The organism is Enterococcus olivae (assembly GCF_053760925.1).
Genome location: NZ_JBSMVT010000001.1, coordinates 359092 through 378144, shown reverse-complemented (window position 1 = coordinate 378144; position 19053 = coordinate 359092). Strand labels below are relative to the sequence as shown.

15 protein-coding genes, 2 pseudogenes and 1 other annotated feature are annotated in these 19053 nt (G+C 38.3%); of the genes and pseudogenes, 16 read left to right on the top strand and 1 reads right to left on the bottom strand.

The features are described 5' to 3' along the window. From ACWODM_RS02110 to ACWODM_RS02100, 3 genes and pseudogenes are all read left to right on the top strand, one after another. Positions 1-202 (top strand): annotated as a pseudogene (locus ACWODM_RS02110) (IS4 family transposase); the annotation flags it as partial. A gap of 207 nt (positions 203-409) precedes the next feature. Next, complete coding sequence (locus tag ACWODM_RS02105; protein WP_455319701.1) at positions 410-1915, top strand: N-6 DNA methylase; 1506 nt, start codon at positions 410-412, stop codon at positions 1913-1915. Next, on the top strand, positions 1905-2411 hold the full coding sequence (locus tag ACWODM_RS02100) for a restriction endonuclease subunit S (protein ID WP_455319700.1): 507 nt from the start codon (positions 1905-1907) through the stop codon (positions 2409-2411). The genes ACWODM_RS02105 and ACWODM_RS02100 overlap by 11 nt, the downstream gene beginning before the upstream one ends. Here ACWODM_RS02100 and ACWODM_RS02095 read toward each other — a convergent pair. Next, positions 2408-3031, bottom strand: coding sequence for a restriction endonuclease subunit S (locus ACWODM_RS02095; protein WP_455319699.1), 624 nt, complete (start codon positions 3029-3031; stop codon positions 2408-2410). The genes ACWODM_RS02100 and ACWODM_RS02095 overlap by 4 nt on opposite strands. An 89-nt stretch (positions 3032-3120) precedes the next feature. Between ACWODM_RS02095 and xerA the strand changes: the two genes are divergently transcribed. The 13 genes and pseudogenes from xerA to ilvB all read left to right on the top strand — a co-directional run bounded on the left by xerA (position 3121) and on the right by ilvB (position 19052). Further along, complete coding sequence (gene xerA / locus ACWODM_RS02090; RefSeq protein WP_455319698.1) at positions 3121-4107, top strand: site-specific tyrosine recombinase/integron integrase; 987 nt, start codon at positions 3121-3123, stop codon at positions 4105-4107. A gap of 11 nt (positions 4108-4118) precedes the next feature. Then, a pseudogene (locus tag ACWODM_RS02085) lies at positions 4119-4646 on the top strand (restriction endonuclease subunit S); the annotation flags it as partial. 18 nt (positions 4647-4664) lie between these two features. Then, on the top strand, positions 4665-5282 hold the full coding sequence (locus tag ACWODM_RS02080) for a restriction endonuclease subunit S (RefSeq protein ID WP_455319715.1): 618 nt from the start codon (positions 4665-4667) through the stop codon (positions 5280-5282). Between the two features lie 133 nt (positions 5283-5415). After that, positions 5416-8511: a type I restriction endonuclease subunit R gene (locus ACWODM_RS02075; RefSeq protein ID WP_455319697.1), complete on the top strand. Its 3096-nt coding sequence runs from the start codon at positions 5416-5418 to the stop codon at positions 8509-8511. Between the two features lie 62 nt (positions 8512-8573). Beyond that, positions 8574-8816 (top strand) — a binding site (T-box leader). A 72-nt stretch (positions 8817-8888) separates the two neighbouring features. Further along, positions 8889-10256 (top strand): anthranilate synthase component I, encoded by a 1368-nt coding sequence (gene trpE / locus ACWODM_RS02070; protein ID WP_455319696.1) that lies wholly within the window; start codon positions 8889-8891, stop codon positions 10254-10256. Next, positions 10253-10813, top strand: a complete 561-nt coding sequence (locus ACWODM_RS02065; protein ID WP_455319695.1) for an aminodeoxychorismate/anthranilate synthase component II — start codon at positions 10253-10255, stop codon at positions 10811-10813. The genes trpE and ACWODM_RS02065 overlap by 4 nt, the downstream gene beginning before the upstream one ends. Next, positions 10814-11827: an anthranilate phosphoribosyltransferase gene (gene trpD, locus ACWODM_RS02060; RefSeq protein ID WP_455319694.1), complete on the top strand. Its 1014-nt coding sequence runs from the start codon at positions 10814-10816 to the stop codon at positions 11825-11827. It abuts the gene before it with no gap. Beyond that, positions 11827-12588, top strand: coding sequence for an indole-3-glycerol phosphate synthase TrpC (trpC, locus tag ACWODM_RS02055; RefSeq protein ID WP_455319693.1), 762 nt, complete (start codon positions 11827-11829; stop codon positions 12586-12588). Before trpD ends, trpC begins: the two co-directional genes overlap by 1 nt. After that, a complete protein-coding gene (locus ACWODM_RS02050; protein ID WP_455319692.1) occupies positions 12581-13189 on the top strand; it encodes a phosphoribosylanthranilate isomerase in 609 nt (202 codons plus the stop codon). The genes trpC and ACWODM_RS02050 overlap by 8 nt, the downstream gene beginning before the upstream one ends. Then, the gene (trpB, locus tag ACWODM_RS02045; protein ID WP_455319691.1) at positions 13170-14357 is read left to right on the top strand and encodes a tryptophan synthase subunit beta; all 1188 of its coding nucleotides are present in this window, start codon (positions 13170-13172) and stop codon (positions 14355-14357) included. Before ACWODM_RS02050 ends, trpB begins: the two co-directional genes overlap by 20 nt. Continuing rightward, complete coding sequence (gene trpA, locus ACWODM_RS02040; protein WP_455319690.1) at positions 14354-15118, top strand: tryptophan synthase subunit alpha; 765 nt, start codon at positions 14354-14356, stop codon at positions 15116-15118. The genes trpB and trpA overlap by 4 nt, the downstream gene beginning before the upstream one ends. Positions 15119-15565: 447 nt before the next feature. Beyond that, positions 15566-17248 (top strand): dihydroxy-acid dehydratase, encoded by a 1683-nt coding sequence (ilvD, locus tag ACWODM_RS02035; protein WP_455319689.1) that lies wholly within the window; start codon positions 15566-15568, stop codon positions 17246-17248. Positions 17249-17342: 94 nt separating this feature from the next. Next, entirely contained in the window at positions 17343-19052 is a 1710-nt protein-coding gene (gene ilvB, locus ACWODM_RS02030) for a biosynthetic-type acetolactate synthase large subunit (protein ID WP_455319688.1), read from the top strand. Position 19053: the final 1 nt, after the last annotated feature.

Sequence of the window (19053 nt, the reverse complement as noted above, 5' to 3'; positions counted from 1 at the left end):
CATGACCAGTAAAACGTTCTTTTCTCAAAGTGAAAAAGGCGTGCAGAGTCAGTTGATTTTAACCATGATTTCCGCTCTCCTTACGTTTCTCGTCAAATTGGAGACGAAAACGAAAAAATCGGTGTTCCAAATCAAACGTTTCTTTCGTTATTTACTATTTCGGCCCTTTGAATGTTGGGTTGAAAAGTTAATTCCCACCTGAGAAAGAGGAAAAATGGTTCGTTACTTTTGGTTTTCAGTTGAATAACAAGTAAAAAATTTTCTGGAAAAAGTCATCCTCTGCGTCAGCACAGTTTCTTTTGACCTATTTTCAGAAAACCGACTTTTCAGAATATTCTAAAATGTTTTTATGCAACACTAGTGAAATTAGTATTATTTTTTATTTTAAGGAATAGAAAGGAAGATTTTATTGGCTGAGAAAACGAATGCAAATATTGGTTTTGAAAAAGAACTTTGGGATGCTGCAGATTCTTTGAGAGGACATATTTCTGCATCAGACTATAGAAAAGTAATTGTTGGACTAATCTTTTTAAAATATGTATCAGATTCTTTTGAGCGAAAATATCAAGAATTAATGGAAGAAAATTCTGGTTTTGAAGAAGTGAGAGATGAATATTTGGCTGATGGTATTTTTTATGTTCCAGAAAATGCTCGATGGAATGTGATTGCCAGTAATGCTCACTCTTCAGAAGTTGGTATTATCTTAGATGATGCAATGAGAGCTATTGAAAAAGAAAATAAGTCATTAAAAAATGTTTTACCACAAATCTATGCAAGTCAAGATTTAGATAAGAGAGTATTAGGTGATGTTGTCGATATTTTTACGAATATTAATATGTTTGATGGAAGTGATGAAAAAGATATTCTTGGAAGAACCTATGAATACTGTATCGCACAATTTGCTGCACATGAAGGAAAAAATGGCGGAGAATTCTACACACCTACAAGTATTGTTAAAACAATTGTAGAAATCTTAAAACCATATAGAGGAAGAGTTTACGATCCAGCCTGTGGATCAGGTGGAATGTTTGTTCAGTCAGCAAAATTTGTTCAAAGTCATAGTGGCAACATTTCTAATCTGTCAATTTATGGACAAGAATCTAATGCTGATACATGGAAAATGGCAAAGATGAATATGGCAATTCGAGGAATCGAAGCCGATTTTGGTAAACATCAAGATAATACTTTCTTTAATGATTTACATCCGACTTTGAAAGCAAATTATATTATGGCGAATCCACCCTTCAATATTTCAAATTGGGGAGCAGATAAACTTCAAGACGATGTTCGTTGGAAATATGGAACACCACCAAATAGTAATGCAAACTATGCTTGGATTCAACACATGATCCATCATTTAGACCCGACAAACGGAAAAATTGGGCTAGTATTAGCAAATGGTTCATTGTCTAGTATGCAAAGTGGAGAAGGAGAAATTCGTAAAAAAATTATTGAAGATGATTTAATTGAAGGAATTATTGCGTTACCACCGCAGCTTTTTTATAGTGTGACAATTCCAGCTTCCTTATGGTTTATTAGCAAAAATAAAAAACAAAAAGGAAAGACTGTTTTTATTGATGCAAGAAAAATGGGAGAAATGGTAGATCGCAAACATAGAGATTTTGATGATGATGACATTAAGAAACTTGCTGATACTTTTGAAGCTTTCCAAAATGGAGAGTTGGCAGATGTTAAAGGATTCTGTGCAGTAGTTGAAACTTCTGATATTGCGAAACAAGACTATATCTTAACGCCAGGTAGATATGTAGGTATAGAAGATCAAGAAGATGATGGAGAACCGTTTGAAGAAAAAATGACACGACTAATAAGTGAATTATCAGAAATGTTTGTACGTTCCCATGAACTTGAAGATGAAATTCGAGAAAGATTGGGGGCAATTGGCTTTGAAATATAAATTGCTTTCAGATGTGTGTTACTTTTCTAAAGAAAGAGTATCTGTCGAAAGTTTAACAGCAGCTAACTATATTTCTACTGAAAATATGGTATCAAATAAAGGTGGAATAATAAGAGCTACTAAATTACCTTCTGCAAAAACAGTTTCTTCTTTTGAAAAAGGGGATATACTTATTTCAAATATTAGACCATATTTTAAAAAAATATGGCAAGCTGAGTTTGATGGTGGATGTTCAAATGATGTATTAGTTATTCGGGCAAGAAGAGAAGTAAATCCAAGATTTTTATATTATGTTCTATCAAACGATTCATTTTTTAATTATAGTACATCAACGTCTAAAGGAACTAAAATGCCGCGAGGAGATAAATTGGCGATTATGAAATATGCTGTTCCTCATTTTAGTTTCATGGAGCAAGTTAAAATAGCAGATATTCTTTCTGCTATTGATAACAAAATTTCAATTAACAGCAAAATAAATCATCATTTAGTGGCTTAATTGTTAATAAAGATTTCACCTGATATGAGCTTAGGTAACAATGTATTACGTAAAATTTGTAATTGTTGGTTTTGTAGTTCATACTCTCGAGTTTCAATAAAAAAAGGCTCAACCGTTAAATGAAATACTTGTAACTCGTCTTTATTTGGTAAGGGAATTTTATGTTTTTTTAATTGTGTTCCCGAAATTTCTTTAAATGTAGAGCCACCTGCAGAATGCTCAATATTTACGGTTTCATGTTTTAATGTTTCATATACAAAAGTGTATGGTATATCTTTATGAGGAACGATTGATTTGAAACCTTGATTTGTTGATATTTCATTATCTGCAATTGTCAAATAACCGATTGGTGCTCTGGAGCTGAATAAAATGCTATGGGTTGGCATAAGCTTTGCACTGCTCTTGTCATAACCAAGTTGGGTAATAGAGTTTTCTCCGCATTTTGTATAAAGAAGATTGCAGTTTGACAAATCTTTTGGTGTTAACCATGGAATTTCGTCGCCATAGTATTCATCTATTTTTTTAGAAGGAGTGCCTCCTCCCACAATTTGTCCGAGATCTTCAATAAAACCTATATTGTTAGTTTCAGATATTAACTTTTCGTAACAAGCTGATATCATTTCAGCTAAATGATGATTTATTTCTTAGATACAATAAATTTTAGTTCTTACTGTACAATAGAAACAATTATTGAAAGGTGGGAACTAAAATGAAAGATAAATTAATTACACAGATTCAAAATGGTATGTCAGCGATGCTGGATTCAAAGCAATTGGGAGATTTGAGAAAAGTTTTAACTGCTGTTTTTAGTACTATTGAAATTGTTAGTGTATCTTCAACCAACAACCAAAAATCAAATGAAAAATTACTTGATATGTTTCTGTCTGCAAAACGTATTGAGGGATGTAGCGAAAAATCATTGAAGTATTATGATTCAACTATAGTAAATATGTTTTCTAAAGTTCAAAAACCAATACGTGAAATCGATACTGGCGATTTAAGGGTATATCTTTCAGAATATCAGCAGAAACGTAATTCAAGTAAAGTAACAATTGATAATATGAGAAGAATATTTAGCAGTTTTTTTAGTTGGCTAGAAGATGAGGATTATATTTTAAAGAGTCCTGTTAGAAGAATTCATAAAATTAAGACTGATAAAACGATTAAAGAAACTTTCACCGATGAAAGTTTGGAAATGCTCAGAGATGCTTGTAATGAAACCCGAGATCTAGCAATGATTGATCTCTTAGCTTCTACTGGAATGCGTGTAGGAGAATTGGTAGGCTTGAATAGGGAAGATATTAACTTTTATGAACGTGAATGTGTGGTTTTAGGCAAAGGAAACAGTGAGAGAGTTGTCTATTTCGATGCTAGAACTAAAATCCATTTGTTAAATTACCTAGATAGTAGAACTGATGGTGATTCTGCGCTATTTGTGTCATTAGCTTCACCATATAAAAGATTAATGATTGGCGGAGTTGAAACTAGGTTAAGAGAGATTGGAAAAAAAGCAGATTTACAAAAAGTTCATCCGCATAAATTTAGACGAACGCTAGCAACAAGAGCAATAGATAAAGGGATGCCTATAGAGCAAGTTCAACATTTACTTGGGCATGTAAAGATAGATACTACAATGCATTATGCTATGGTAAACCAAATGAATGTGAAAAATTCCCATAGGAAATTTATAGGATAGGAGAGAATAAATTGGAAGAGTGGAAGAAAGTTAGACTCGATGAAATTATTGATTTTAATCCAACTGAACGGATTCCAAAGGGCACAATTGCAAAAAAAATTGCAATGGAAAAGTTAGAACCTTTTACACGTGATATTGAAGAGTATGAATTATTGGAATTTAAAGGAGGAGCAAAATTTAGAAATGGAGATACTTTAATGGCTCGAATTACCCCCAGTTTAGAGAATGGGAAGACTGCTAAAATCCAATTGTTGGATGATGAAGAAGTTGGTTTCGGTTCGACAGAATTTATTGTTGCACGTGCAATTGATGGAATCAGCGATGAAAATTTTATTTACTATTTGATGCTTGAACCTAAAGTTCGTGAAACGGCTATTAAATCTATGGTTGGTAGTTCAGGTCGTCAGCGTGTTCAACTGGATGTTCTAAAAAAATATGAAATATTATGTCCTCCGATTTCTGAACAAAGAAAAATAGGAAAAGTACTGAAGGTAATTGATGACAAAATAAAAAATAACAAGCAGATAAATCATCATTTAGAGAAGATTTCACATTTATTGTTTCTCCAATTTATTCAATCAAGCTCAAATTCAATAAAAGGCTCTCTATGTGATCTTGCCGATATAATAGATAATCGTGGGAAGACTCCTCCGTTAATTACTTATAGTGAATATCCCATTTTGGATGTAAAAACGTTGGCTGATAACAGCAGATTGATTAACTATAATAATGTTCAAAAATATGTCGATGAGACTACTTATCTAACGTGGTTTAGGAGTGGACATCCTCAAAAATATGATTCCCTTATTTCAACGGTTGGTTCAGTTGGTAGTATTAAGATGTTTCTAAAAGAGAAAGGTACTATTGCTCAAAATGTAGTTGCTTTAAGACCGAAAATTGGAAGTGGACTTTATTTGTTTGAAGTATTAAGGAGCCTTCAACAACAACTTAAAAGCTATGATATAGGCTCAGTCCAACCAAGCATTAAAGTTACACAATTTATGAAACTCGTAATTGAAATTCCTCCTGAGAGGGATATTATTGAGTTTGAGTCAAGAATTTTACCTCTTACCAACAAGATAGAGTTTCTTTATAATGAAACTGAGATTCTAAACAAATTAAGGGAATTACTATTACCTAAGCTTCTATCAGGTGAAATCTTTATTAACAATTAAGCCACTAAATGATGATTTATCACTTAAAAACACCAAATAAACTGATAAAAACCTGATTATTATAAGTCAAAATCCATTTTTTCCCCTATAATTATTAATAATAAAGCATTTTTTTTAGGAAGGAGGTTATTCTATGTCATTTGCTGAAACTAACTACGAAAATGCAATTATCGAATTATTTCAGAGTGAGTTAGGATATTCATATAGATATGGTCCTGAAGTTGATAGAGACTATACAGATGCACTTTTTATGGATGAATTGTTTTTTTCTTTGGAAAGAATAAACCCAATATTACCAGCTGAAGCAATTACAGAAGCCATTAATAAATTGAGAAATATTCAAAATGGAACATTAGTTCAAAAAAATAAGATTTTTATGGAATATTTACAGAACGGTGTTGAGGTTTCCTACTATTCCAAAGGAGAACAACGTTTTTCTTTAGTGTATCTTGTGGATTTTAGTAACTATTCTAATAACGTGTTTACCATAGCAAATCAGTGGACAATTGTTGAATACAAAGAGAAGAGACCAGATATTATTCTATTTTTAAATGGTATTCCGATAGTCGTATTTGAGTTGAAAAGTCCTTCACGAGAAGAAACAGATGCATCTCAAGCTTATTTACAATTAAAAACGTATATGAAAGAAATTCCTAACTTATTTACTTACAATGCTTTTTGTGTGATGAGCGACTTATCGACTTCAAAAGCAGGTACGATTACAGCTGGTGAGGATCGTTTTATGGAGTGGAAAACAAAGGATGGAAGCTATGAGAACACCCAGTATGCGGAATTTAGCACATTTTTCGAAGGAATTTTTGAAAAAAGAAGACTGCTTTATATCATTAAAAATTTTATTTGTTATTCTGATGATGTAAAAATTATGGCTGCCTATCATCAATATTTTGCTGTTTGTAAGGCAGTTGACTCAACTTTGTCCGCAACAAAAAGTGATGGTCGTGGAGGTGTTTTTTGGCATACTCAAGGTAGTGGTAAGTCACTATCAATGGTTTTTTATGCACATTTACTTCAAGAACAGTTAGATTCTCCTACGGTAGTTATTTTGACTGACCGTAATGACTTGGATGAGCAGTTGTTTGGACAATTTTCGAAGTGTGCTGATTTTTTACGCCAATCACCAGTTCAAGCGAAAAGTCGACTCAACTTAAAAGAGTTGCTCGACGGTAGAGAAGCGAATGGAATTATTTTCACAACTATGCAAAAATTTGAAGAATCCGCAGAAGCATTATCTGAACGTAGAAATATTATCGTAATGGCAGATGAGGCTCATCGAGGACAGTATGGCCTGCAAGAAAAAGTGAATGCTCAGACAGGAAGAATCAGTATTGGTACAGCAAGAATTATTCGTGATAGCCTACCAAATGCTACATACATTGGTTTTACTGGGACACCTATATCGAGTAGAGATAAGTCAACAACAGAGGTGTTTGGTAATTATATCGATATCTATGATATGACTCAAGCTGTCGAAGATGGTGCAACTCGTCCTGTTTATTATGAAAGCCGTGTTATCCATCTAAGATTAGATGAAAGCCTTTTAAGAATGATTGATGCAGAGTATGATGTAATGGCTGAAAATTCTGAGTCCTACGCAATCGAAAAGAGCAAAAAGGAACTAAGTCGATTAGATAGTATTCTAGGAGCCGAACCCACAATTGAAGCTTTATGTGAGGATATTATTACTCATTACGAGGAAAATAGAGCGCAAGAATTAACTGGGAAAGCAATGATTGTTGCTTATTCTCGTCCAATTGCTATGAAAATTTATAAAAAAATTCTAGAAAAACGACCACATTGGAGTAAAAAAGTCGGGGTAGTCATGACTTCAGGAAATAGTGATCCAGAGAAATGGCATGATATCATCGGAACTAAGAGTCATAAAGAAGAAATGGCTAGAAAATTTAAAGATGATAATGATGACTTTAAAATAGCGATTGTAGTAGACATGTGGTTAACAGGATTTGATGTGCCTAGCCTATCTACAATGTATATGTACAAAGCGATGAAGGGTCATAATTTGATGCAAGCAATTGCCCGAGTGAATCGTGTTTATAAGAATAAAGAGGGTGGTTTGGTTGTAGACTATGTTGGGATAGCTGGCGCGTTAAAACAAGCGATGAATGACTACACTAAACGTGACAAAGGAAATTATGGCGATACAGATATTGCTAAAACTGCCTATCCTAAATTTATAGAGAAACTTCAAGTTTGTAGAGATTTATTTTATGGATTTGATTACAGAGACTTTATGAAAGAGTCCGCTACAGACCTTTCTCGTGCAAGAATTATTACGGCAGGTGTCAACTTTTTATCTGAGGTGTCTAGAGAAAAATCTAAAGAATTATTCCTTAAAGAAGCAATGTTGCTTAGACAAGCACAATCTTTATGTCGTTCACTTTTAACACCTGAATATAGATTCGAAGCTTCCTATTTTGAAGCTGTTAGAACACTTATTACTCGAATTACAGGTAGTGGCAAGAAGTTCTCATTGAAAGAGATTAACGAAAGAATTAATGAATTGTTAAAAGCGAGTATTAAGAGTGAAGGGGTTATTAACCTTTTCTCAGATGTAGATACTGGATTTTCTCTGTTCGATCCGAAGTTTTTAGATGAAATTAACAAAATGAAAGAAAGAAATATTGCAGTAGAACTTTTAAGAAAATTACTTGCTGAACAGGTTACGGTTTTCAAGAAAACAAACTTAGTGAAGTCTGAAAAATTTTCCGAAAGATTATCTAATGCAATGAGAGCCTATTTAAATGGAATGATTTCTAATGAAGAAGTCATTGCTGAATTGATGAAAATCGCTAATGAAATATCTAAAGCAAATCAAGAGGGAAATTCTTTAGGATTAAGTCGGGAAGAGTTAGCTTTCTATGATGCTTTGACTGACTCTGACGCAGTTAAGGATTTCTATGAAAATCAGGAATTGGTTGAATTAACCAGAGAATTGACAGAACAACTAAGAAAAAGTAGAACAATTGATTGGCAGAAAAAAGAGTTTGCTCGAGCTAGAATGCGTCGGATGGTTAGACGTTTGTTGAAGAAGTATAAATATCCTCCGGAAGGGCTAGAGTCAGCTTTGGCGAAAGTTATTGGTCAATGTGAACTGTGGGTGGATAACTTAGCTTTTGATACATCATCTAACTATAAAAATACTATTTCAGAACAAAAAATACCTTTAGTGGCAGAGAATTTAGATCAATAAATAAATTTCCTAACAAAAATCATTTGACATTCTCACTCAAATACTATAATATTCTCATTAAATATTAAGCGAACAAAAGAAGAGTAGCTTTTTCGACACTTTCCAGGGAGCTGACGGTCGGTGCAAGTCAGTAAGTTAGAATTAGTGAATGGGCTTTTGCGCTGGAATACTGAATGTCAGTAGGTATTTCCGGGAACTCCCGTTACAGAGAAAAGTCGTTGATAGACGACTGATAGAGATGATTGGATAAGTACATACTTACCCGTTCAATTGAGGTGGCACCGCGTAAGCTATTCGCCCTCAGACTTGCTTTTTAGTGAGTCTGGGGGCTTTTTTGTATTTATTTAAGAGTTGACTGTAAGGAAAGGATGAAAAAGATGAAGATCATTCGACAAATTCAAGGGGATTATTTAACACCCGTTTCAATCTATTTGAGAATCCAAGAAGAGAAAAAATTTTTATTAGAGAGTCATTCTCGTGAAGGAGAGGAAGGGGCTCGCTACTCGATCATCGCGATCGATCCAGTGAAGGAGCTGCGTTACCAAGAAGGAATTTTTTCTGTGAACGAAGACTCTTTTACTTGCACAGATCCTCTAAAAGAACTGGAAAAACACATTATTCATGAGGAAGAAAAAATTCCTGAGATTCCTTTCCAAGGAGGAGCGATCGGCTATGTCGGTTACGATGTCGCTGCCTGCTACGAAGATATTGGAGCAATTCCTTTGGATGATTTGAATGTACCGGATATCTTTTTCTACGTTTTTGAACTGTTCGTCATATATGATCATCGGACAGAAATGGTGACGATCGTTCATTCTAATGCTTACAGCAATAAAAAAGTTGAAGAAATGGAAGCCAAAATACAGCAAGTGATCGAGTCATTGCATCAAGCTTCGAAAAAAGAATTGATCGAGAAAAAACAGATCCATTTGCCTTTTGAAAGCAATGTGACAAAAGAAGAATTTGAACATCGTGTACGAAAAGCCAAACGATTGATTGAAGAAGGCGATTTGTTTCAAATCGTTTTATCGCAACGACTGGAAGCTGAATTTGATTTAGATTCCTTTGATTATTATCGTTATCTACGTTTGTCGAATCCATCTAGTTATATGTATTACTTGAATTTTGGAGAGTTGCAAGTCGTCGGTTGTTCGCCAGAAAGTTTAGTTAGTGTAAAAAATGGGAAAGTCTCAACGAATCCGATCGCTGGAACCAGAAGACGTGGAGAAACAGTGGAAGAAGACGTAGCCTTAGCGGAAGAATTGATGGCTGACGAAAAAGAACGTGCCGAGCATATGATGCTGATCGATTTAGGACGAAATGATATCGGACAGATCGCCAAACGAGGAACTGTCAAACTGCCATTGCAAATGGTGATCGAGAAATACCGCTATGTGATGCACATCGTTTCTCTCGTTACAGGGGACTTGAAAGAAGGTCTGACACCAATGGATGCGTTACGAGCAACCTTGCCTGCTGGAACGGTCAGTGGGGCACCAAAGATTCGAGCAATGACCCGTATTTACGAATTAGAAACAGTTAAACGAGGCATGTATGCAGGTGCAGTAGGTTACTATTCCATGGACAATCAGGCTGATTTTGCGATTGCGATCCGAACGATGCTGATCAAAGATCAAACAGCGTATATTCAAGCGGGGGCAGGCATCGTGGCAGATTCTGATCCGACATCGGAATATTATGAAACACTGCAAAAAGCTAAAGCACTTCTGGAGGTGGGAAGATGATTTTATTGGTAGACAATTACGATTCATTCACACATAATCTTGCGCATCAATTCGACGATTCGATCGTGATCCTTCGAAACGACGATCCTCAATTAATGCAAACAGCAGAGAAAGCTGCGGCGATCGTTTTTTCTCCGGGACCAGGAAAACCTGATGAAGCAGGATTAATGGAAGAGATCATTCGCCGTTTTTACAAAGAAAAACCGATGCTGGGCATTTGCTTAGGACATCAGGCAATCGGTGAAGTCTTTGGTGGAAAAGTACGGGTAGCAGGAAAAATCATGCATGGAAAAATCTCGCAGCTGGAACACAAGCAGGAGGGTCTGTTCATAGAAGTATCACCGAATACCGAGATCATGCGTTATCATTCGCTGATCATTGAACCAGGAACATTGCCAGATGTATTTGAGATTTACGGATATGCTGATCAGGAGATTATGGCGATCAAACACAAAGACTATCCTATCTATGGTTTACAGTTCCATCCCGAATCCATTGGTACCATTGAAGGACAAAAGATGATCGATACATTTTTAGCAGTAGTGGAGGAAAAATAGATGAAAGAAATATTTGAGCGTGTATATGATGGAAATGATTTGACTAAAGAAGAAATGTTGACGTTAGCAGAAGCGATCTTTTCTGGTCAATTGACTGAAACTCAGATCAGTGCTGCACTGATTGCTTTGAAAATGAAAGGCATCACTTCAACGGAGATGGCTTCGATCGCACAAGTCATGCAGAAAAACGCGTTGACGATCGAAGGTGCTCCAGTCGATGCGATGGACAATTGTGGAACTGGCGGTGACCAGTCGAATAGTTTCAATGTCAGCACGACTGCAGCTTTTGTTTTAGCAGCTGGTGGGATCCCGATGGCTAAACATGGGAATCGCAGTATCTCGAGCAATTCAGGAAGTGCCGATGTATTGGAGGAACTGGGTGTTGAATTGATGACCTCCCCAGAAAAAATCAGTGAGTTGATGAATGAGATCGGCATCGCCTTTTTGTTCGCACAGGCGATGCATCCCAATATGCGATACGTTAGCAACGTCCGTAAAGAACTAGCAACACCAACGATTTTGAATCTGATTGGTCCACTGACAAATCCAGTCCAGTTGGAAACACAGCTGATGGGAACCTTTGCCGGGCATTTATTGAAAGAAACCGCCGAGACTTTGGGCAAATTAGGCAGAAAGCGTGCCATTGTCGTTCAAGGAGCTTACGGTATGGATGAAGCCAATCTGGCCGGAGAAACTCGTATCGCTCTGTATGAGAACGGAGAAGTCAAAGAAATGAACTTTACTCCCCAAGAGTTAGGTTTACAGGAATATCCCTTACAAGCGATCGTGGGTGGAGATGCGAAACGTAATGCTGAGATCCTGCTTTCTGTACTGAACAATGAACCTTCGCCGTTCTTGGAAACTGTTTTGTTGAATGCGGGACTAGGTTTTTATGCCAATGGCAAGGTGGCCAGTGTTAGTGAAGGAATCGAAGAAGCCAGACGAGTGATTGCTTCTGGTGCAGCGAAAGAAAAACTGAATCAGCTAGTTGCTAAACAAAAGGAGGTTCAGTAATGGATTTTTTAGAAAAAATACTTGTCGAAAAACGCCAAGAAGTGGCGGAGTTAGTGATGATGGAACGAACAAATCAAGCAAAAGCTCATCCCTTTTTTCAAAGAGTCAAGGACCAACCTGATCGCTTACATGTCATCGGTGAGATCAAACGAGCTTCTCCTTCAAAGGGAGAGATCAATGTGGGCGTCGATATACTCAAACAAGCTCGACAATACGAAAAGGCTGGCGTCTCTGCGATCTCAGTGCTTACGGATGCTGTTTTTTTCAAAGGAACGATCGAGGATCTGGCAGCAGTTGCACAGGAAGTTTCGATCCCCGTGCTATGTAAAGATTTTATCATCAGTGAGAAACAGCTAATACGAGCCAAAAACGCAGGAGCAAGTATCGTTTTATTGATCGTGGCTGCCTTATCCTTTGAAGAGCTGAAAGAGTTACATGCAAAAGCCTTGGCTTTGGATTTGGAGGTATTGGTCGAGACGCACGATTTAGAAGAAATGAGAAAAGCGCAGGCTATCGGAGCCAAAATCATTGGTGTCAACAATCGAAATTTAAAAACCTTCCAGGTAGACATTCAACATAGCCTAGATTTGGCCCAGCTGGATGATGGTCCGGTTTATATCAGTGAATCAGGCTTTGTAACAGCTGCGGATGCCCAAAGAGTAGCCAAAGATTTTCATGTGATTTTAGTGGGTGAGACCTTGATGCGAGCAGAAGAACCTGCAGAAAAAATCAAAGAATTGCGAGTGAAACGAAATGACTAAAGTCAAGATTTGCGGATTGATGGATCAAGAGACCGTCGAGGAAGTTTGCCGGTTGGAAGCCGATTATATCGGTTTCGTCTTTGCCAAGAGTAAGCGTAGAGTGTCGCCTTCTTTCGTTAGAGAAATAACAAGAAATGTACCAAAAGCGATCAAAAAGGTAGGGGTTTTCGTTTCTCCAACTGAAGAGGAAGTCAATCAAACCGTTCAAGAGGCAGGACTTGATCTGGTTCAGATCCATGGCGATTTTTTAGTTAGTCACTGTGCGGTTCCTTTGATTCAAGCCAAAAGTGGAGAGTCAACAGGAGGCTTTGAGACCAAAGCAGATTTTCTATTGTTGGATGCACCACCAAAGGAATTTTATGGAGGCAATGGTGAGACATTTTCTTGGGAATCGATCAATCCGAAGCATTTATCAAATGAAAAGTTGTTGATTGCAGGTGGATTAACAGTGGAGAATGTCCAGCAAGCAATCACTTATTTTCAACCAATGGCGGTAGATGTATCTAGCGGAGTGGAAACGAATGGCAAAAAAGATTTACAAAAAATCCAGAAATTTATTAAAAAAGTAAAGGAGCATGACCATGTATCAACAACCAGATGAAAAAGGTTTCTACGGTGAGTTTGGCGGACAGTTCGTTCCTGAAACACTGATGTATGCAGTCAAAGAATTAACGGAAGTATATGAGGAAGCCAAAGCGGATCCGGAATTCCAGAAAACTCTGGATGACTATTTGAAAAATTATGTTGGTCGAGAAACACCGCTTTATTATGCAGAAAATTTAACGAAAAAACTAGGCGGTGCCAAGATATATTTGAAGCGAGAAGATTTGAATCATACCGGTGCGCACAAAATCAACAATGCGATCGGCCAAGTTTTATTGGCTAAACGAATGGGTAAAAACAAGATCGTTGCAGAAACAGGAGCAGGTCAGCATGGCGTAGCAACAGCAACGGCAGCAGCATTGTTTGGCATGGAATGTGTGATCTTCATGGGAGAGGTCGATGTGAAGCGTCAGGAATTGAATGTCTATCGTATGGAGCTTTTAGGCGCGAAGGTTGAAAGTGTCGTTTCTGGCAGTCGCACATTAAAAGACGCCGTCAACGAGGCTTTGAGATATTGGGTAGCTACTGTGGAAGACACACATTATGTTTTAGGATCGGCTTTAGGACCTCATCCGTTTCCAGAGATCGTTCGTGATTTTCAAAGTGTGATCGGGACAGAGGCCAGACGGCAGTATCAGGAAGCAGAAGGAAAACTTCCGGAAGTAGCTTTGGCGTGTGTCGGTGGTGGTAGTAACTCGATCGGTCTATTCTATCCTTTTGTCAATGACGAGGTTCGTTTGATTGGTGTGGAAGCATCTGGGAGAGGGTTGGACACTGAGGAACACGCAGCATCGATCACTAAAGGAGAGGTCGGTATTCTCCATGGGAGTCGCATGCATCTCTTACAGGATGAAGACGGTCAAGTGATCGAAGCCTTTTCGATTTCTGCTGGTTTAGATTATCCTGGTATTGGTCCGGAGCATTCTTACTTATATGCTTCTGGGCGTGCAGAATACCAAACGATCACTGATGATGAAGCCGTAGAAGCCTTCCATCTGCTTTCCAGAACAGAGGGAATCATTCCGGCTTTAGAGAGCTCTCACGCGATTGCTTATGCGATGAAGCTAGCACCTCAAATGTCTGAAGAAGAAGGTATCTTGATTTGTCTGTCCGGTCGTGGCGACAAAGATGTTCGACAAATAAAAGATCGGGAGGAGATGAAATGAAATCACTGACACGCGTATTACAGTTGAAAAAAGATCAAGGGGAAAAATTATTCATTCCTTATATTATGGCAGGAGCCAATGGATTGGATCGATTGGAAGCTGAGATCGAGATGCTGGCTGAGAGCGGAGCTAGCGCTATTGAACTAGGTGTGCCTTTTTCAGATCCTGTTGCAGATGGGCCTGTTATCCAGCAAGCAGCGATCCAGTCAAGAAAACGAGGCACGACATTGAAGAAAATCGTGGATCTTTTACAAAATATCCACTCACCTGTTCCTCTTGTTTTGATGGGTTATGGGAATTCTTTTTTCCATTATGGGATAGAGAAACTGTTGGAGGATTTAAATTCTACCGATGTCAAAGGCATCATTATTCCAGATTTGCCCTATGAACACAGAGAGATGTTTTTAGAACCAGCTCAAAAAAGTGACATTGCCTTTATTCAGCTAGTGACATTGACTAGCTCAGAAGCGCGCATCACTGAGTTGGTCGAAGAAGCAGAGGGTTTCATCTATGCCGTGACGATCAAAGGCACGACCGGTTTGAATCAACAGTATGAAGAGAAGCTGTATCAACATCTGGAAAAAATCACAGAAAAAAGCGCCATCCCTGTCTTGGCAGGTTTTGGTGTATCAACTGCGGATCATGTAAAAACCTTCAATCGTTCCTGTGATGGAGTCATTATCGGCAGCTGTCTTGTCCGAAGCTTGGAAAAAGATGGTATAGCTGAGACACAGGAATTGATCAGTAACCTATTCTCTTAAACTAGAAGAGCAACGACATTTCAAGTGTCGTTGCCTTCTTTTTCTTATATTTTTACTTAACATTCATCTGTTTTTCATGTACAATGATAAAAACATCTTTATTTCTTCATTTTTTTCTCATTTTTACTTATTTTAACATTTGTACAGAAAATAAAAAAAATTCAGAAAACTTGTTGACATTTATTTTTAGAAACGTTATATTGTAAAAAATCAATAAATTAAAAAAGATTTTTCATGTTTGTAGGGAGACGATTCATATGCACAAAGAAAGACAATACTTATTAGTCATTATTAGGTAACTGGACTTAGAACGCGGAAAAAAATCCGATTGTTTGAGTCCTATTTGTGTTAATGAATGGGATTCTTACAAAAGAGCATCCCATTCTACTTGTTAGAAGGATGCTCTTTTTTGCAGAAAAATCAGGGATAGTGTTTAGGAGTGAAACTATGAGAAGCGATCAAATAAAAAAAGGGATCGACGCAGCACCCGCTAGAAGTTTGCTGTATGCAACCGGGCAAGTAAAAAATATTCACGACATGGGCAAACCGTTCATTGCGATTTGTAATTCTTATATTGATATTGTTCCAGGACATGTTCATTTAAGAGAATTGGCAGATGTCGCAAAGGAGGCGATTCGTGAAGCGGGTGGTATCCCTTTTGAATTCAATACGATCGGTGTTGATGATGGAATCGCGATGGGACACATTGGAATGCGCTATTCGTTACCTAGTCGTGAATTGATTTGTGATGCAGCTGAGACAGTGATCAATGCTCACTGGTTCGACGGAGTATTTTATATGCCGAACTGTGACAAGATCACTCCTGGCATGATCATGGCCGCTATGCGTACCAACGTACCTGCTATCTTCTGTTCAGGAGGTCCCATGAAAGCTGGAGTTGATCCAAGAGGACATCAAATCACGCTGTCTAGTATGTTTGAGGCAGTGGGTGCTCACAAATCAGGTCAAATGTCTGCAGAAGAATTTAAGTTTATGGAAGAAAATGCTTGTCCGACTTGTGGCTCTTGCGCAGGAATGTTCACAGCCAATTCAATGAACTGTCTGTTGGAGATCTTGGGACTGGCTTTACCAGGCAACGGGACGACCTTAGCAGTTTCTGAAGATCGACGGGAACTTGTTCGTAAGTCGGCTACTCATTTGATGGACTTAGTCAAAAAACAAATCAAACCTCGTGATATCGTAACAAAAGAAGCGATTGATGATGCCTTCGCATTAGACATGGCGATGGGAGGATCGACGAATACCGTTCTTCATACATTGGCAATCGCCAATGAAGGTGAGATCGACTACGATTTGGCAGATGTCAACGAGATCGCCAAGCGAGTACCGTATCTTTCAAAAATTGCACCATCTTCGGCTTACTCTATGCATGATGTGCATGAAGCTGGTGGGGTCTCAGCAATCATCCATGAATTATGTGAGATTCCAGATGCGATCCACCCAGACCGTATTACGGTGACGGGCCAAACGATTCGTGAAAATGTACAAGATTCATTGATTAGAAATCCTGAAGTTATCCATCCAAAAGAAAATCCATACAGTCCAGTTGGTGGTTTATCTGTGTTATATGGAAATATCTCACCAGAGGGCAGTGTAATCAAAGTCGGTGGGGTCGATTCAGATATTCATGAGTTCCGAGGCGAAGCGATTTGCTTCAGCACCCATGATGAAGCAGTTGCTGCAATTGATGATGGAACGGTTCGTAAAGGACATGTCGTCGTCATTCGTTATGAAGGACCTAAAGGAGGACCTGGAATGCCAGAGATGCTGGCACCAACCTCAAGTATTGTTGGACGTGGTTTAGGAAGAGACGTTGCTTTGATCACAGATGGTCGTTTTTCAGGCGCAACGCGAGGAATCGCTGTCGGGCATATTTCTCCGGAAGCTGCAGCAGGTGGACCTTTATCTTTAGTTCAGGACGGCGATATCATTACGATCGATTTGAAAAATCGGACATTGAACGTAGAAATCTCGGAAGAAGAATTAAATGAACGTGAAAAAACACGTCCAAAATTTAAATTTAAAGTAAAACATGGCTGGTTGGCAAGATATACAGCGTTAGTGACGTCTGCTCATACAGGTGGAATCATGCAGATACCAGAAGATTAGAATATCCGTCCCACTTAACGTAAGTTTGACAGACTAGTGGGATGATATACGTAGTGAAAAATGAATACATTAGTCTGAACTAGGAGGAAAATCGATGAAGACTCAAGAACACGCAAAAACATCAAAAACAATGTCAGGAGCTTCTCTCTTATTAGAATGTTTACAAAAACATGGTGTCGAATTAGTCTTCGGCTATCCTGGTGGCGCAGTTCTTCCGTTGTATGATGCTTTGTATGATGCAGAGATTCCCAATATTTTGACAAGACATGAGCAAGGAGCTGTCCATGCCGCTGAAGGCTATGCGAAAGCCACAGGAAAACCTGGAGTTGTTATCGTGACCAGTGGACCTGGAGCAACGAATGTCGTGACAGGAATCGCGGATGCGATGGGTGATTCTGTACCGTTAGTTGTCTTTACCGGTCAGGTCGCTACACCGGGAATCGGGAAAGATGCTTTCCAAGAAGCAGATATTTTAGGAATCACTTTACCAATCACCAAACATAATTATCAGGTTCGTAATGTGGATGAGTTGGAAAGAACGATTGATGAAGCTTTTCATATTGCTACCACTGGTCGAAAAGGACCGGTTGTAATCGATCTTCCTAAGGATATTTCGATCATTGAAGGTAAATATGAGGCCAGTACAAAACCTGTGAATCTAGTTAGTTATCAACCGACAACTGTCCCATCACAAATGCAAATTAGCCGTTTAATGGAGCAACTGAAACAAGCGAAAAAGCCGATCGTTCTTGCTGGTGCTGGAGTCACAGCTGCTCAAGCATCTGAGGAATTGAAGACTTTTGTTGAACGCTATAAATTGCCAACGGTTAACACCTTGCTTGGTTTGGGTACTTTACCAGCGGATCATCCGTACTCATTGGGTATGGGTGGCATGCACGGTAGTTTTGCTTCCAATATGGCGTTAGCTGAATGTGACCTTCTTATCAATATTGGTAGCCGTTTTGATGACCGGTTAGCAACATGTCCAAGTCAATTTGCAACGGGAGCAGTGATCGCACATATTGACATCGATCCTGCTGAAATCGGCAAAATCATTTCAACCGATATCCCAATCGTTGGCGATGCAAAAAATGCATTGAATAAAATGCTAGACTATGAAGAATTTGAAGTAGATAGTCAAGCATGGCAGGATTTGTGTTTAGAGCGTAAAAAGAACTATCCTTTCACATTTGATCGTGAAAATAAAGAAGAGATCAAACCACAGCGAGTGATTGAAAAAGTAGGCGAGATCACCAAAGGCCAGGCCTTTGTTTCTACAGATGTCGGTCAGCATCAAATGTGGGTAGCTCAGTATTATCCATTCAATTTTCCAAATCAGTTGATCACTAGTGGTGGACTAGGAACTATGGGGTATGGGATTCCAGCAGGGATCGGTGCACAGTTTGCCTATCGGGATCGTCCTGTAGTGGTCTTTGTTGGAGATGGTGGTTTCCAAATGACAAATCAGGAGTTTGCGATTCTGAATGAAAATCAGCTGAATGTTAAATTCGTACTGATCAATAATGGTTCACTGGGAATGGTTCGTCAATGGCAGGAGAGATTCCACAACGAGCGTCGCTCTTCATCCGTTTTTTCTGGACAGCCTGATTTTATAAAACTAGCGGAAGCTTATGGCATCGATGCCGTTCGTATTTCTGATCCTGCTACACTGGATAGTGAACTTGAAGCTGCCTTTGAGAATAAAGGACCAATGTTGATCGAAGTGATCGTGTCTAACTCAGAACAAGTCATGCCGATGGTACCTGCAGGAATACCGAATGATCAAATGATAGGGGTGGAATAAG